Origin of the sequence: Vagococcus silagei (assembly GCF_004795745.1) — a bacterium.
Classification (GTDB): domain Bacteria; phylum Bacillota; class Bacilli; order Lactobacillales; family Vagococcaceae; genus Vagococcus; species Vagococcus silagei.
The window spans coordinates 21,410-38,173 of sequence record NZ_SDGV01000007.1 but is presented as its reverse complement, the minus strand read 5'-3'; the positions used below and the strand labels follow the sequence as shown (position 1 = coordinate 38,173).

General features: G+C 35.7%; 16 protein-coding genes. 9 read left to right on the top strand and 7 right to left on the bottom strand.

What is annotated here, in order from left to right; genetic code table 11:
• Positions 1 to 4: 4 nt before the first annotated feature.
• From ispE to ESZ54_RS03235, 6 genes are all read left to right on the top strand, one after another.
• Complete coding sequence (ispE, locus tag ESZ54_RS03260) at positions 5 to 862, top strand: 4-(cytidine 5'-diphospho)-2-C-methyl-D-erythritol kinase (RefSeq protein WP_136136250.1); 858 nt, start codon at positions 5 to 7, stop codon at positions 860 to 862.
• Positions 863 to 1,003: 141 nt separating this feature from the next.
• Positions 1,004 to 1,684 carry a metal ABC transporter ATP-binding protein gene (locus ESZ54_RS03255; protein ID WP_136136249.1) on the top strand — a complete coding sequence of 227 codons (681 nt, stop codon included), beginning with the start codon at positions 1,004 to 1,006 and terminating at the stop codon, positions 1,682 to 1,684.
• Positions 1,657 to 2,478: a metal ABC transporter permease gene (locus ESZ54_RS03250; protein ID WP_136136248.1), complete on the top strand. Its 822-nt coding sequence runs from the start codon at positions 1,657 to 1,659 to the stop codon at positions 2,476 to 2,478. Before ESZ54_RS03255 ends, ESZ54_RS03250 begins: the two co-directional genes overlap by 28 nt.
• 219 nt (positions 2,479 to 2,697) lie before the next feature.
• The gene (purR, locus tag ESZ54_RS03245; protein WP_136136247.1) at positions 2,698 to 3,513 is read left to right on the top strand and encodes a pur operon repressor; all 816 of its coding nucleotides are present in this window, start codon (positions 2,698 to 2,700) and stop codon (positions 3,511 to 3,513) included.
• 37 nt (positions 3,514 to 3,550) lie between these two features.
• On the top strand, positions 3,551 to 4,924 hold the full coding sequence (gene glmU, locus ESZ54_RS03240) for a bifunctional UDP-N-acetylglucosamine diphosphorylase/glucosamine-1-phosphate N-acetyltransferase GlmU (RefSeq protein ID WP_136136246.1): 1,374 nt from the start codon (positions 3,551 to 3,553) through the stop codon (positions 4,922 to 4,924).
• A gap of 91 nt (positions 4,925 to 5,015) precedes the next feature.
• Complete coding sequence (locus ESZ54_RS03235; protein ID WP_136136245.1) at positions 5,016 to 5,987, top strand: ribose-phosphate diphosphokinase; 972 nt, start codon at positions 5,016 to 5,018, stop codon at positions 5,985 to 5,987.
• Positions 5,988 to 6,313: 326 nt separating this feature from the next.
• Here the strand turns inward: ESZ54_RS03235 and ESZ54_RS03230 are convergent, their stop codons facing one another.
• From ESZ54_RS03230 to ESZ54_RS03205, 6 genes are read right to left on the bottom strand one after another with little or no spacing between them, the layout of a single operon-like run.
• On the bottom strand, positions 6,314 to 6,967 hold the full coding sequence (locus ESZ54_RS03230) for an L-fuculose-phosphate aldolase (protein WP_136136286.1): 654 nt from the start codon (positions 6,965 to 6,967) through the stop codon (positions 6,314 to 6,316).
• Between the two features lie 8 nt (positions 6,968 to 6,975).
• A complete protein-coding gene (locus ESZ54_RS03225) occupies positions 6,976 to 8,046 on the bottom strand; it encodes a Gfo/Idh/MocA family protein (protein ID WP_136136244.1) in 1,071 nt (356 codons plus the stop codon).
• A gap of 27 nt (positions 8,047 to 8,073) precedes the next feature.
• On the bottom strand, positions 8,074 to 9,111 hold the full coding sequence (mtnA, locus tag ESZ54_RS03220) for an S-methyl-5-thioribose-1-phosphate isomerase (RefSeq protein WP_136136243.1): 1,038 nt from the start codon (positions 9,109 to 9,111) through the stop codon (positions 8,074 to 8,076).
• A 12-nt stretch (positions 9,112 to 9,123) separates the two neighbouring features.
• Positions 9,124 to 9,627: a cupin domain-containing protein gene (locus ESZ54_RS03215; protein ID WP_136136242.1), complete on the bottom strand. Its 504-nt coding sequence runs from the start codon at positions 9,625 to 9,627 to the stop codon at positions 9,124 to 9,126.
• 1 nt (position 9,628) lies between these two features.
• Positions 9,629 to 11,011 (bottom strand): MFS transporter, encoded by a 1,383-nt coding sequence (locus ESZ54_RS03210; protein WP_136136241.1) that lies wholly within the window; start codon positions 11,009 to 11,011, stop codon positions 9,629 to 9,631.
• 12 nt (positions 11,012 to 11,023) lie between these two features.
• A complete protein-coding gene (locus ESZ54_RS03205; RefSeq protein WP_162615078.1) occupies positions 11,024 to 11,821 on the bottom strand; it encodes a purine-nucleoside phosphorylase in 798 nt (265 codons plus the stop codon).
• 272 nt (positions 11,822 to 12,093) lie between these two features.
• Between ESZ54_RS03205 and ESZ54_RS03200 the strand changes: the two genes are divergently transcribed.
• Both ESZ54_RS03200 and ESZ54_RS03195 read left to right on the top strand, forming a co-directional pair.
• Positions 12,094 to 12,852 carry a DeoR/GlpR family DNA-binding transcription regulator gene (locus tag ESZ54_RS03200; protein ID WP_162615077.1) on the top strand — a complete coding sequence of 253 codons (759 nt, stop codon included), beginning with the start codon at positions 12,094 to 12,096 and terminating at the stop codon, positions 12,850 to 12,852.
• Between the two features lie 309 nt (positions 12,853 to 13,161).
• Positions 13,162 to 14,553, top strand: coding sequence for an L-cystine transporter (locus ESZ54_RS03195; protein WP_136136238.1), 1,392 nt, complete (start codon positions 13,162 to 13,164; stop codon positions 14,551 to 14,553).
• Positions 14,554 to 14,715: 162 nt separating this feature from the next.
• On the opposite strand, the gene mscL is transcribed toward ESZ54_RS03195, so the two are convergent.
• Positions 14,716 to 15,195 carry a large conductance mechanosensitive channel protein MscL gene (mscL, locus tag ESZ54_RS03190; RefSeq protein ID WP_136136285.1) on the bottom strand — a complete coding sequence of 160 codons (480 nt, stop codon included), beginning with the start codon at positions 15,193 to 15,195 and terminating at the stop codon, positions 14,716 to 14,718.
• 303 nt (positions 15,196 to 15,498) lie between these two features.
• Between mscL and yfmF the strand changes: the two genes are divergently transcribed.
• Positions 15,499 to 16,764, top strand: a complete 1,266-nt coding sequence (gene yfmF, locus ESZ54_RS03185; RefSeq protein WP_136136237.1) for an EF-P 5-aminopentanol modification-associated protein YfmF — start codon at positions 15,499 to 15,501, stop codon at positions 16,762 to 16,764.

The following is a 16,764-nucleotide window of genomic DNA, read 5'->3' as shown; positions in this document are numbered from 1 at the left end:
TTTTATGGAGATCATAGAAAAGGCTCCTGCTAAAATTAATCTAGGACTTGATGTGCTATATAAACGAGATGATGGCTACCATGAACTCGAGATGATTATGTCTAGCGTTGATTTAGCAGACCGCTTGATTCTCTCCCCACTACCAACTGATGAGATTATCATAAAAACTAATAGCGGCTTTTTACCGACCGATCGTAAGAATAACATTTATCAAACGATTGAAATTATGAGGGACGCTTATCAATTTAAGTCTGGTGTCGAAGTCCAACTCGTAAAAAATATTCCTGTCGCTGCTGGATTAGGCGGAGGCAGTAGTGATGCAGCCGCAACCTTTAGAGGTTTAAATCGCCTGTTTGATCTAAATGCAACTAAACAAGAAATGGTTGATCTCTCAATTCCTGTGGGGACGGATGTACCCTACTGTATCCATGGTCAAACTTCTCTTGTCAAAGGTTTAGGTGAAATCGTGCTACCTTTAACACAAAACATGCCCTCTTGTTGGGTCGTGCTTGTCAAACCCAAACTAAGCATCTCAACACCAAAAGTTTTTGCTAAACTCGCAGTGGATGATGTCTATCATCCAAATATTCATGCTTTAAAAAATGCAATTGAAGCAGAAGACTATCATGAAATGACACAACACTTAGGCAATTCACTAGAATCCTATACCATGACAAAATACCCAGTCGTTGCTGAAATCAAACAAAAAATGTTGGATTTTGGCGCTGATGCAGCAGTCATGAGTGGTAGCGGTCCGACTGTGCTAGCCTTATGTCAAAAGCATTCTCGTGCTCTACGCGTGGCAAATAGCCTAAAAGGCTTTTGTAAAGAAGTCTATGTCGTTCGTACTTTAAAATCATAACCATGACACTTCTCTAAGAAATCAAAAACTATTCGTTTTGATTTCTTTTTTGTGTAAAAAGACTTGTATTTTTTTTAAACGCGTGCTATTCTTATTTTTATGTAAATTGTAATTTTTACGTTTTAAGAAAGGAGTCTCTCCATGCATTATATTGATGTTAAAAATTTAACATTCTATTACGGTGAAGAACCTGTTTTAGAAGATATTTCGTATTATGTTGATCCTGGCGAGTTTGTCATCTTAACCGGTGAAAATGGTGCCGCAAAATCAACTTTGATTCGCAACACACTTGGACTATTAAAACCTACCTCAGGCGAAGTTACTTTAGCTAAAACAAATGCTGACGGCAATAAAATAAGTATTGGTTATATTCCACAACAAATCGCCTCATTCAATGCTGGTTTTCCAAGCACGGTACTTGAATTGGTTCAATCCGGTCGCTATTCACGTGACCGTTGGTTTAAACGTCTAACAAAACTAGACCACGAACATGTTGAAAAAGCGCTACGTTCAGTTGGCATGTGGGATATGCGAAAAAAAAGAATCGGTGAATTATCGGGTGGCCAAAAACAACGAATCTGTCTGGCGCGTGTTTTTGCAACTGATCCTGATTTATTTATTCTTGATGAACCAACAACTGGGATGGATGAACAGTCGCGTCGTGATTTTTATGAATTATTACGACACAATGCCCATGAACATAATAAAGCGATTCTCATGATTACACATGATCATGAAGATATTAAAGAGTATATGGATCGCCACATTCACCTTGTGAGAAAGGAGGACTCAGAATGGAGATGTTTTCATATTCGTTCATGATTAGAGCTTTGATTGCGGCTTGTTTTATCGCTGTCATTGCCCCAATGTTAGGTGTCTTTCTTGTTTTAAGAAGACAGTCATTATTAGCTGATACGCTGTCGCACGTTTCACTAGCTGGGATTGCTTTGGGCTTCTTTATCAATATTAACCCAACTTTAACGACCCTTGTTATCGTGATTATTTCAGCACTAAGTTTAGAATATATTCGCAGTCTCTATAAATCCTATTCTGAAGTCTCAACCGCCATTTTAATGTCTGGTGGACTAGCAGTAGCCCTTGTTTTGATGAATCTTAACAAAGGACAGCAATCGATGAATATCCAACAGTATTTATTCGGTTCAATTGTCACAATCAACTGGAACCAAGTAATTATTCTTGGTGTCCTAGCTTTAATCATTGTCATTCTCTTTATTTTCTTGAAAAAGCCAATGTATGTTTTAACATTTGATGAAGAAACCGCCCATGTTGACGGCTTACCAATCAAGTTACTGTCAATGCTTTTCAATGTGATTACAGGTGTGGCGATTACCGTAATGATTCCAATCGCTGGAGCTTTACTAGTCTCAGCCATTATGATTCTACCAGCAACGATTTCAATGAAACTTGGTAAAACATTCAATGCTGTAATGGTCTTTAGTATTATTGTTGGCTTTATGGGGATGGTTTCAGGTTTGATTTCTTCCTATCAACTTGATACACCACCAGGTGCGACAATTACACTAATCTTTATCTTTTTATTTATTCTTGTAAATCTCTTTAGTCACTTCAAAGTTAAAGCACAAAGAAAAACTTAACTCAAAAAAAAGTAACATTTATACAGAAAAAAGGTATCAAACACATCAATTGGTTAAACAATTTTCGTGTTTGATACCTACTTTTTTTGTTTTCCCCCCATTATTCCCAATACTATTTTTACGAACGTTCCGATTTTGCTAAAAAATTTTTGTCTTTTGATTAAAAACAATCTATAATGGCATTACTTATAGTTATTATTAAATAGAGGAGTTTGTCATATGAAAATCAAAAGAAGTGAACGTTTAATCGATATGACCTATTACATTTTAGATCATCCACACACACTAACGCCACTGACTTATTTTGTTAAAAAATATGCATCGGCCAAATCATCCATAAGTGAAGATTTGACGATCTTAAAAAAAACCTTTAAAGACCGTGGACTCGGAACTTTAGAAACTGTTGCAGGTGCTGCAGGAGGGGTTATCTTTACACCCATCATTCCTTTCGAAACTGCAAAAGCAATGGTTGAACAACTTTGCGAACGTCTTTCCGAACAGGACCGACTACTACCGGGGGGCTATGTTTACTTATCTGATTTATTAGGTGAACCTCAGCTTTTAAAACAAGTTGGACAAATTATTGCTTCACAATACGCTAACAAGGATATCGATGCTGTCATGACTGTTGCGACAAAAGGAGTCCCAATTGCGCAAGCCGTTTCCTACTATCTAAATGTTCCATTTGTCATCGTCAGACGTGATTCAAAAATTACTGAAGGCTCAACTGTTAGCGTAAATTACGTTTCTGGGTCTAGTGAACGAATTGAAAAAATGGAACTATCAAAACGTAGTTTAAAACGCGGCGCCCGTGTTCTTGTTGTTGACGACTTCATGAAAGGTGGCGGAACAGTCAATGGTATGAAGGCACTTATCGAAGAATTCGAAGCTGAACTTGTTGGCATCACTGTTTTTGCTGAATCAACATTTAGTGGCCGTCGCATGATCGATGATTATACTTCTCTTTTATGTGTGAAAGACGTAGACACACAAACTAAAAATATTACTGTTGTACCAGGAAATTACTTTAATTAATTCAAAATGAATAAAGAATCCAAGGAGTGCTAAATTTATGAAAAATCGTTATGCTGTCATTCTTGCTGCCGGACAAGGCTCTCGCATGAAATCATCATTATACAAAGTCTTACATCCAGTTGCTGGTAAAGCAATGGTCGAACATGTTGTTGGCCAAGTAGAAAAACTAAATGTTGCTGAAATTGTAACCATCGTTGGTTTTGGTGCTGAAATGGTTAAAGAACAACTAGGTGATCGTTCTCACTATGCCTTACAAACAGAACAACTAGGTACTGGTCATGCCGTTTTAGCAGCGAGTGAACAATTAGCTGGTAAAGAAGGAACAACTTTAGTGATTTGTGGTGACACACCTCTTTTACAAGCTGATACACTAGAAGAATTGTTTGCGCATCATGAAAAAATGAATGCAAAAGCAACTATTTTATCTGCGATTGCAAAAGACCCAACTGGTTATGGTCGTGTGATTCGTAATACAGAAGGTCATGTCGAAAAAATTGTTGAGCATAAAGATGCCAACGAACAAGAGCTAGCTGTAACTGAATTCAATACAGGAACTTACTGTTTTGATAATAAAAGCTTATTCGAAGCTTTAAACCAAGTGGGTAATGAAAATGCACAAGGTGAATACTACTTACCAGATGTGATTGGTATTCTTAAAGCACAAGGTGAAACTGTTTCTGCCTACATTATGGACTCAGAAGACGATTCTATGGGCGTTAACGACCGCGTAGCACTAGCTAAGGCTAATCAATTGATGTTTGAACGCATTAACTTAAATCACATGCGAGAAGGCGTATCATTCGTAAGTCCTGCTACAACATATATCGAAGCAGATGTCACAATTGGTCGCGATACTACAATTGAGGCTGGCGTACAATTAAAAGGCCAAACTGTCATTGGTGAAAACTGCTTCCTTGGTGCAAACTCAGAAATTATTGATAGCCAAATTGGTAATGATGTTGAAGTTAAATCTTCAACAATCGAATCTTCAGTAATCAAAGATTTTGTCGATGTTGGCCCTTATGCCCACATTCGTCCAAATACAACAATTGAAAATCATGCGCATATTGGTAACTTTGTGGAAACTAAGAATACGATTGTCGGTGAAGGAACTAAGGTTGGTCATTTAACTTATGTTGGTGATGGTATCCTCGGAAAACATATTAACATCGGTGCTGGTACTATTTTTGCAAATTATGATGGTAAGAATAAATTCAAAACAACAATTGGTGATTATGCCTTTATTGGTAGCAATACCACTTTAATTGCACCTGTTACTTTAGGTGAACGTAGTGCCATTGCTGCCGGCTCGACCATTAATCAAGATGTGCCAGATTATGACTTAGGGATTGCACGTGGTCGCCAATCCAACCTTAAAGAGTATTCTAAAAAAATGCCATATAACCAATAAATATTCGTGAAAACCCTTGATTTATCTTGCAAAAATGACTACTATTTATAAAGAAGTATAATACTGATAATAATAGAAAGCGGAGGTTCTCATGTCCAATCATTACTTTGATCCAAGACTTAAAATTTTTTCATTAAACTCTAACAAACCCTTAGCACAAAAGATTGCAGATGCTGTTGGAGTGGAATTAGGAAAATCAGAAGTTAGACAGTTCAGTGATGGCGAAATTCAAATCAATATTGAACAAAGTATTCGTGGAGGTCACGTCTACTTAATCCAATCAACTAGTAACCCTGTTAACGACCATCTAATGGAGTTATTAATTATGATTGATGCACTTAAACGAGCAAGTGCAAAAACTATTAACGTTGTGATGCCATATTATGGTTACGCTCGTCAAGACCGTAAAGCTCGTTCTCGTGAGCCAATCACAGCTAAGTTAGTCGCAAATATGTTAGAAACAGCTGGTGCAACACGTGTCCTTACACTAGATTTACATGCTGCACAAATTCAAGGGTTCTTCGACATTCCAGTCGATCACTTGATGGCTGCTCCACTATTAGCTGACTACTTTATCGAACACGGTTATGAAGGTGACGATGTTGTTGTCGTATCTCCTGACCATGGTGGTGTTTCTCGTGCTAGAAAATTAGCTGAACACTTGAAATCACCAATCGCAATTATTGATAAACGTCGCCCTAAAGCAAACGTGGCAGAAGTAATGAATATCATTGGAGAAGTAAAAGGTAAAAAATGTGTCATCATTGATGACATGATTGATACTGCTGGTACAATTACACTTGCAGCAGAAGCCTTAATTGAAAAAGGTGCTACTGAAGTGATTGCGTGTTGTACACACCCTGTTTTATCAGGTCCTGCAATCGAGAGAATCGATCAATCTTCAATTGAAAAACTAATTATCACAGATTCAATTTTATTACCTGAAGAAAAACATTCAGATAAGATTGAAACAGTAAGTGTTGGTGAATTAATCGGAGATGCAATCAAACGTATCCACGAAAACAAACCAGTTAGTCCGCTTTTTGAAACAAAAAAAGGATAATTTAATTATTCGAACAAACTATCCCATAGAAAAGTCATTTCGACTATTTCTATGGGATATTTTTTTGTTTTGGAATCAAAAAGAAGCATGACAAAAAGTCACACTTCTTATATTTTGATGAATTTTGAATGATAGTCTTGTGGGTATACTGCTTTTGTAGATCAGATTTTGGTGATAGGATCGTTTTGATCTAATCGTTATCAGCTGAGATAATCATGGTTCAGAAAGCTGAGCTTCGGCATTAAGTCAATCGTGATATTTTGACAAAAACCGTCAAATTATCACGCTCGCCTTACTGCTCAGCTCAAAGCGCTCACTTCACCACCTTATTTTACATTCTTACTATAGGTCTTAAACTTATTCTCAATGACTTGCATTTCGATGTTGTCTAGAATAAATGGTGTGCCGACGCTTTTGGCGATGCAATAGATTTTAGAGCAATATTCAACTTCTTCGATGATGTTGAAAGCTTTTTCTAAATTTGAATCGCCACCGATCATACCGTGGTTGGCTAATAAGACTGCTTTACGGTCTTGCATTGCGGCATATGCATTGTCAGCTAACTCTTGTGAACCAAATGTTGCATATTCAGCCACTGGAACGTCTTTTCCGGCTGCTGCAATCATATAATGCGTTGCCAGCAACGGTTCTCTTAAACAGCTTAAAACAGTAGCATAAATTGTATGCGCATGAATAATAGCTGTCATATCGGTTCTATTTTGATAAAAAATACTATGTAGTTGCCATTCACTTGATGGTTTAAGTCCTTCTTTTGCTTCGATGACATTGCCACCTAAATCAACAATCACCAAATCTTCTTCTGTCATTTCTGAAAACTCAAACCCTGACGGCGTAATTAACATTGTTTGTGTCGATGCATCATACAAACTAATGTTACCGCCAGTACCACTTGTTAATTCATAATCAACTAATTTATTTCCATATTGGATAATTTCTGTTCTTTGTTTGTCTGTAAACATCTTTCCACCTACTTTAATTGTACCCATTTAGAATCGTTCACAGCACTTTCATAAACTGCATTACAGATATGAACAATTTCTGCGCCTTCATCAAATGTTGGATACGAAATTTCACTCTCGTTTGCAAAATAAAAACTATGGATTAATTGTTGGAAAGAGTCGTTAAAGCCATTCCCAAAACCATCTCTCAAGACATTGCTTTCAGAGTTGGTTGTATTATAGTACAATTCATTATTACTTTGTGAATTCCAACCAGCTGTTTGATTGACACCAGTCACTTCATACTCTAAATAGTTTGAATAACCTTGTGACACCTCAGAAAGGGTCACTGAGCCAATCGCACCATTATCAAATTTGAATTGAATTAAAGCAACATCTTCAGACGTCACTTCAACGATTTCCGCCTCTTTTTTTGCTTCATCAATTGGATACATTAAACCCTCTTTGACTTGACGTTTTGGATCAAAATTACCAAATAAAGCTGAAACTGCCGTAATTTTCAAATCAGTCACATATTGAACGATATCAAACCAATGCGTCCCAATTTCAGTTACCGCACGCATTTTGCCAGAAACTTCTGGAATATAACGCCAATTATAAGGTGTTGGCAACATATGAAATTGTTGTAAGTATTTCCCATGAATTAAATTCACTTTCCCAAATGCTTCGCGTTGACCAATTAATTCTTTCATTTTTGATGACATGTTGTGATAGCGGACGTTTAAGTTAATCGCACATTTCAAGCCTTTTTCATATGCCAATTGTTTTAATTCGTCGGCTTCTTCATCAGAAAAACAAAGTGGTTTCTCACAAATGATATTTTTACCTGCGTCTAAAAGACGTTTGATAATCTCATAATGTGTATTTGGTGGTGTACAGATATGTACGGTTGTAATTGTCTCATCAAATAAAATCGCTTCTGATGTGCCGTAATTATCGATCCCCCACTTAGAGGCAAAGCTTTCTGCAGCTGCTTCAGATCTGTCAACCACAGCATACAACTCGATACCACAAAAACCTAACGCCTCCGCGTGAGAATGTGAGATAAACCCTGCTCCAAGAATAGCTGCTCTTTCCATATTAATCCCTCTACTTCTGTTTAGTTTTTATTTAAAAATTGCTTGTAATCCTTCTTTAAATGGTGCTCTAACAATTCCTTTTTCCGTTACGATTGCTGTAATTAATTCAGCAGGTGTCACGTCAAATGATGGGTTGTAAGTTTTTACACCTTTAGCTGTCACATATTCACCATTGATGATTGTGATTTCTTCGCCATCACGCTCTTCGATTGGAATATCTTTACCTGATTCAATTGCCATATCAATTGTTGGTGTTGGTGCAGCAATATATACAGGAATATTGAAGTGTTTCGCTAAAATAGCAACACTCATTGTCCCGATTTTATTTGCTGTATCGCCATTACTTGCAATACGGTCACAGCCAACAATCACGGCATCAATTTTACCTTCTTTCATGACTTCAGCAGCCATGTTATCAGTAATCAGTGTCACATCAACACCTGCATTATATAATTCAAAAGCAGTTAGTTTGGCACCTTGTTGTCTTGGACGCGTTTCGTCTGCATAAGCATGAAGTGTCACGCCTTCTTCTTGAGCAACATAGAACACTGAAAGTGCTGTGCCATATTCAGAAGTTGCTAAAGCACCTGCATTACAGTGCGTTAAAATTGTGTTATCTTCTTTTACTAATGATAATAAATTTTTACCAATTGTTTTGTTAATCATGATGTCTTCTTCATGAATTTCAATTGCACGTTTTTCTAGTAATGCTTTTAACTCTGCAACAGATTGACCTTCATAGCCATTAATCACAGCTTTCATTTCTTCAACTGCCCAGCTTAAGTTTACTGCAGTTGGACGAGCAGTGTTTAAGTAGTCACATTGACTTAATAATTCTGTTTTATATAAATCAAATTCTGTTGTTGTAATTTCGTACGCTGCAATTGCAACACCATAAGCTGCTGAAACACCAATTGCAGGAGCACCACGAACGATCATGTCGCGAATCGCAACAAACACGTCTTCTAAAGTTTTACAGGCAACGTACTCAACATCGACCGGTAATTTTGTTTGATCAACTAAAACTAATTCTTTTTCTTTCCAAGTTAATGTTTTGATTTCCATTGTAAGTCTCCTCTATTTGTAAATTTTTTCGCCAGATACTTTTAAGATATCTGTTTCATGTTGTGGGAATTTTTTAAGCATTTCATCTTGAGGACCAAACACAAAGTCTTCCATCATAAATGAAGGTGACATTGTTGTACCCATTAAAGTAAAACCATGTTTACCGCCAGGGATTAAACGCGCACCTTGCCAAACATTTTTCTTCACGACAACTTGTGGTTTTTCACCGTTTGCTAAATCAACACCTAATTTATGTGCGCCGCCTTCACCTGTTGCATCATCAATTTGAATGATTTCAACTGGGTCACCATAGTAAAAATGCCAAACTTCATCTGCAGATAATTTATGTAAGTGTGAGAATGATTTGTCAGTTAGGAAATAATAGATAGCTGAACCACAATGTCTTTCTCCGTACATTTCTTCACTTAAATATGTTTCAGCAACCATGCCACCTTCTTCAACTAATGGTACAAGGTTTAATGATTCGATAATTTCATCCATTGTTAAGTTTTTCATATTAATTTTCCTCCAGATTGTTTGATTTTTTTTCTGATACTAAGTAGTACATCACAATACCAACTAAGGTTGTTAAAGCTAAAATAATAAAGATATATGTAAATGGAATCATTGCTTTATTTGATAATGAAATCAGATTTAGTTTGTCTAAGTTTGAATTCAAAAGGAAAGCAACAATTGAAATACCTAAAGCATTCGCAGTTCGAACGGTAAAGTTGAAGAATCCAATCCCCGTTCCGATTTCTGTTTCTGGTAAGAACGAAATAGCTTTCGTTAATAATGGACCAAATGAAAGTGCATAACCACCAGTAATTAACGTTAAGGCAATTAAAACATGAGTGGTACTAATATACGCTTGGAAACCACCATAAACAAATCCTGCCATGATTAAAAGTGCACCTGTTGTAAGGGCCGTTTTCATGCCGATGCGATTAATAATTGAACCTGAGAAAATCGCAATCACACCTGAAATTGTATAAGGCACGATAAAGATTAAAGCTGTTTTATTTAATGAATAGCCAAACATTGCTTCAAGTAAGAATGGTGTGATAAAAACTAACGCAACTTGTGATAGATAATAGAAGAAAGTTGAAGCTAGCATCATCATATAACTTTTGTTTTTGAAGAAATCCATTGAAATCAAAGGATTTTTGACTTTTGAAATATAGAATAAGAAAAGTATGACAAAAACAATTGTTGAAACTAATAAAATAAGACTTGGGTTTGCAACTAAGAAGTTAATTGATACCACAAAGGCTGTTAGGATTAAGAAGCCTAAATAGTCAATGTTGCTGCGTTTTTTAGGTTGTTCTGGCATGTACTTGATAATGATTGGTAAAGCGAGTAGACCTAAAAACGGAATATAAAAAATCACTTGCCAACCAAAGAATGTTGATAAGAAGCCACCTGTTAAAGTCCCAATTACCGTTGAAATTGTAAAACTTGCCGTACATAACCCCATCCAAATCACTTGTTCTTTACCATCAATATACCGTGCAACTAAAACCAGGTAAAGTGCGGAGGTCGAAATACCACCAACCGCTTGAATAAAGCGTGAAATAACAACCATCGTGTAAGAACTTTGGAATAAAAGTCCTGTAATTGAAGGTAAACAGAATAATAGGACACCAATAATTAATAATTTCTTCTCACTAATAAAATCGGTAAAACTAGAAAAAGCAAAGAAACCAATCGCAATCCCAATTCCCCCAATTGAGGCTACCCAACTTGCAACATCTGTTGAAATGTTAAACTTTTCACCAAGAATTGGTGTGATTAACGTAAATGCATTATCAATTAATTGTGTTAAGATTGTTAAAACTAAAACGACCATGACAACCATTCTAATTTGTTTTAATTCTTTAGCGCTCATCGTATTTTCCATCGTAATTTTCCCCTAAATTTTCTCAAATAGTTGTTGAATTACTCGTACAAAGCGTTTTTGTGATAAACCTGTCACACGTACCAACTCTTCGTCCGAAACATTTGATCCTGGAATTCCCGTTCCATAATTTGATACACATGAGATAGCTAAGGTATTTAGCCCACAGAAAGCACCCATAATTGCTTCTGGAACAGTCGACATCCCCACAATATCTCCACCTAGCATGCGGTAAGCACGAATTTCTGCAGGTGTTTCAAAACTTGGACCTGTTGTGAAAACATATGTGCCTTTTGTTAGCACATCTTCATTACCATCCATCACTTTTTCGATTAATTCTTTAGAATATGCATTTGACATATCCACAAATCTTGGACCCATTGCATCGTCATTTGTACCAATTAATGGATTGCGACCTGATAAGTTCAGATGATCTTCAATCACAACTAAGCTACCTGGTTCTAATTCTTGTTTCATTGAACCTGAAGCATTTGTCAAAATTAATGTTTCTACACCCAATAATTTCAAGGTTTTAATGTAGTTTGTGATTTCTGACATATCGTAGCCTTCGTAAAAATGAACGCGGCCATTCATACAAATGATAGGTTGACCAAACAACTCACCAATCACCATTTCACCTTTATGGGTTGGTGCAGTCGATTTAACAAAACCAGGAATATCAGCATAAGAAATCACTTGTTTTCCTTCAATATTGTCAATAATGCTTGATAACCCACTACCGATTACAATTGCAATTTTAGTATCTGGCAATACTTTATCTTTTAAATAGTCAGCACTTTGTTTATAGCTCATAATAATCATCCTCTTGAATGAAGGAGGATGGTTCACCCCTTTATCATATTTTTTAAAAGACATTACTTCTTTATCCAAGATTTTTCTTAGACTCTTAATCGTAAACGTTTACAGCTAGATAATACAACATGAATAAACTTAAGTCAACATAAATAAATAAATATTTGTGGTTTTATTTCCGTTTATGTTGTTTTTGATTTAGATTTGGTTTTCTCCTTTACAAAGAAACGCGATATAATATAATGAAGAGGACGCGAAAAGGAGTTGATAACATGCTTGCTGAAGAAAGAAAAGATATTATATTAAAAGAATTATATGAAGAGGGTAAAATCCTGGTCCAAGACTTAAGCCACGACACAAATGTTTCTGCTGAAACAATCCGGCGTGATTTAAAAGAGTTGGAAAATGAAGGACTCTTAAAGCGTGTGCATGGTGGTGCTATTTTAGCAAAAAAAATCAATGGTGAATTGCCGATTAATATCCGCAAAACAATCTATAAAGAATCCAAAGAAATTATTGCTTACAAAGCTTTGAAATACATCAACGAGGGTGATACGATCTTTTTAGATAGTAGTTCAACTTCGATGCAAATTGCCGAATCTTTAGAACAGTTTAATCATTTAAAAGTGATTACCAATTCATTTTTTATTGCCGAAACGCTGACTAAAATGAACAATATTCAATTGATTCTTTTGGGTGGTAATTTTAATGAAAAAAACTATTCCTTCATTGGACAATCGGCCCAAGACGCACTCAGCCAATATTATGCTGATGCTTGCTTCATCTCTTCAACAGGAGTCAATCAAAAGGGTTGGTTAGCTGACTCAAGTGAAAGTGAAGCCCATATCAGAAAGCTAATGTTAGAACACAGTGATAAGAAGTATTTTGTCCTCGATGATACTAAGATTTATCGTTCTTCTACCTATATCATCGGAAACTTAAACCAATTTACGGGTATTTTAAGTAACAAAAAACTACCAACCGAACTCACAACCTTACTTAATAATGATGCCATTATTTTAGATGACTAAAACGGCCGCATGTGGAATTTAAAAAACCACATGTGGTTTTTTGTTGATTTGAAATCCAAACACAAAATACAACATTGTGTTTTTAAAACCTATCCTGTTTCAACTTTTTGGCAATTTTACGAAAATATCCAAATTCAATTCAATCTAGTTGTGCTTTTGAAAACTTTCTAGTAAAATTACTTACATTGCTAACAAATAATAAGTTGTTTGTTAGGTTGTCTATTTCGGAAAATTTAGTCAACTGAGACCTTTACTCTTACAATGACCAATTGTCTCTTGTCATTTTGAGGCGCATAAAGGAGGGTTAAAATGACAAATATTTTATTGACGCTTTTCGTCATTGCTATTTTTATCGGGTTGCTTTTTGGTTTATACAAAATGCAAACCAAACATGTTAAGTTTTCCAAACGTGTCTTTAGCGCGTTAGGAATCGGGATTGTTTTCGGACTAATCCTACAACTTGCTTTTGGGAACGACCATGCGGTCACAACCAAAGTAGTTGAATGGACAAGTATTGTTGGGGATGGGTACGTAGCCTTTCTACAAATGCTTGTCATGCCTTTAATCTTTATTTCGATTGTGGGTGCATTTACAAAACTGGATACCAGTAAAAATCTTGGTAAAATCAGTTTTAATGTCCTTTTTGTTCTAATTGGAACAACTGCAATCGCTGCTCTAATTGGAATTGCATCTGTCTTTATTTTCAAACTAGATGGCGCAACATTTACAAAAGGAGCTCAAGAAACAGCTCGTATTGCTGAAATTGCACAACGCCAAAATATGGTTAAAGATTTAACCATTCCGCAACAAATTGTGGACTTCATTCCAAGAAATATCTTTGCGGACTTAGCAGGTACTAGAAGTACTAGTACAATTGCGGTTGTCATTTTCTCAGCATTTACTGGCTTAGCTTACTTAGGTATCAAACGTAAAAAAGAAAAAGAAGCAGAATTTTTCTTAAAAATAATTCAATCTTTAGATGCTATTATTATGAGAATTGTGACACTTGTTTTGCGCTTAACACCTTACGGAATTTTAGCTTTAATCATGAAGGTTGCTGCAATAAGTGATTTAAACGCTATTTTAAATCTTGGTAAATTTGTTCTTGCATCATATGTAGCACTGATTACCATGTTTATCGTTCACTTAATTATTTTAATCTTTAACAAAGTAAATCCTAAAGTGTACCTTCAAAAAGCATTTCCAGTTTTAAGTTTTGCTTTTACATCTCGTTCAAGTGCAGGTGCACTACCTTTAAATATTGAAACACAAAGAAAAGCATTAGGTGTTGAAGATGCCATTGCTAACTTTGCTGCTAGTTTCGGTTTATCAATTGGCCAAAACGGCTGTGCTGGTATTTATCCAGCAATGTTGGCTGCCATCGTTGCACCAACAGTTGGTATTGATGTTCACAGCATTGGCTATATTGCCATGATCGTTGCCGTTGTTAGTGTGAGTTCATTTGGTGTTGCCGGTGTTGGTGGAGGAGCGACTTTCGCTTCACTAATCGTACTTGGCTCACTAAACTTACCAGTTGAAATTGTCGGACTTGTCATTTCAGTTGAACCTTTAATTGACATGGGAAGAACAGCCCTAAATGTTAACGATAGTATGTTAGCAGGTGTTGTAACCAGTCGCAGAATGGGGTCACTGGATGATAATATTTTAAATAATCTTGAAGCCGTTGTTGATTCACAATAAGTCAAGAAGCGGCTGACCAAAAAGTCTTAAAATAAAGAAAACCCTATGACAGAAGCTTAATAAAGCGCTGATTTCATAGGGTTCTTATTTTGTTAGTGGTGTAATGTTTACTTTAAAAGTTACTTTTGGATCAGCTTCTAGTTCAACCATTACATTTAATATTTACGAATGATCCTTTGGCTCTAATTGGGTTGCCTCAGCAACATCATCTATCACTTTTTCAACAGTTAAAATTGTCTCATTATTTTTTACTTGTGCTTGAAGCAAAGCACGGATATCTCCTAAAATTTCATCCGTCGTTTCAGGATTGTCAACTGGTTCAATTGGAATAACACTCTGTGCTTTATTGATAGCTTTAACAACGATAAATAGAACAAGTGCTGTAATCAAGAATGTAATCAGTGCTGAAATAACAATACCATAATTGAATTCAACCCCATAAGCCTCAAAAATCAAGCCTTTTGTAGCATCATCAACATTTTTATGACCTGTCGTTGCTTTAATAACCACTCCAATTAGTGGTGTAATAAAACCTGAAACTAACGCATTTACAATACTTGTAAATGCACCACCGACAATCACACCTACGGCTAAATCGATTACGCTTCCTTTCGTAATAAAATCTTTGAACTCCCTCAAAATCTCTAATTGTTTAGACATGTCCAATTCTCCCCTTTTATATTTTATTTTTTATATTAAAGAATGCAACTTAACGTTTCATTCTCTATTAATATTTTTATAAATAAAATGTTAGTCATTGATATGTAACTGCTTTGTAATATATGATATAATATTGTAAAGATGGCAAAAACTACCCTAATTCTTAATATTTATTGAAATATCTGTGAATTTCGGACCTTTTTCTATCTTGTCTCCTCTTTTTTTGGTAATCTAAAGAGTGAGTTTTTAAAACTTTTTATCTTAGATATAAAGGAGCTTTATATAATGATAACTGAATTAAATCAACATGTAAAATTACATGTTTTGCCTAATAAAAAATTTAAAACCGTTCCCATCTTAATTCGTTTTGCGACACCGCTTGATCATAAGACAAGTGCAAAACGATCATTACTTGCGAGCTTACTTGAAACCAATAGTTTAAATTTCCCAACCCAAATAGAACTTAGTAAACAACTTGCGGATCTTTATGGTGCTAGTTTTGGCATTAGTGTGAGTCGTAAAGGGAATGAGCATTACTTAACAATTGCTTTGAATATTATTAATGATCAACTCGTGCCAAACGGCTTATCCGTTCTTGAATCAGCTGTCACTTTTTTACAAGAAATCATCTTCAATCCTAATATTAAGGACCATGAGTTTGACCAGGATACCTTTTATCGTGAACAAGAAAACTTAGTGGAATACATTCATTCTATTTTTGATGATAAACAATCACACGCATCATTATCTATTCAACAACTGTTCTTCGCAAACAGTCTTGATCAACAGACACCGAGCTTTGGTAGTATTGACGACATCATGCAAGAAACACCTGAATCGATTGCTTCATATTATCAAGAGATGATTGAAAATGATCGGATTGATATTTTAGTCCTGGGTGACGTTGCTGAAAAATATGTTTATCGTTGCTTTAAAGACTTTGGCTTCGAAGATCGTAAATTCCCAATGATGCAAGAATTATTCTACTATCAACCATTTGAAAATATTATCCAGCAAAAAACTGAAACGTTACCTGTAGCGCAATCAAAATTAAATTTAGCGTATCATTGTGATATTTATTATCACGACCGTTTATATTTTGCTTTGTTAGTTTTCAATGGTTTATTTGGAGGCTTTCCACATTCTAAATTATTTATGAATGTCCGCGAAAAACACAGCCTCGCGTATTATGCGAGTAGTTCTTTTGATAGCTTTAGAGGTTACGTTACGGTGCAAACCGGAATTGATGGCACTAACCGAAAGAAAGTGCTCAAGCTTATTAATGAACAACTAAAAGAGCTTATACTAGGGAATGTTACCGATGAAGAAGTCGAGCAAACTAAAAAAATGCTAATCAATCAATACTTATTGTCTCAAGATAGTCAACACGCTTTACTTGAGCAAGCCTATCTTAGACTTTATTTTGATAAAGCTAACTTAACCGAAGAACAATGGGCCAACGAAGTCAACGCTGTCACCATTGAAGATATTAAAGAAGTAGCTGAAAAAATCAAATTACAAGCCGTTTACTTCATGGAAGGAGGTCATTAG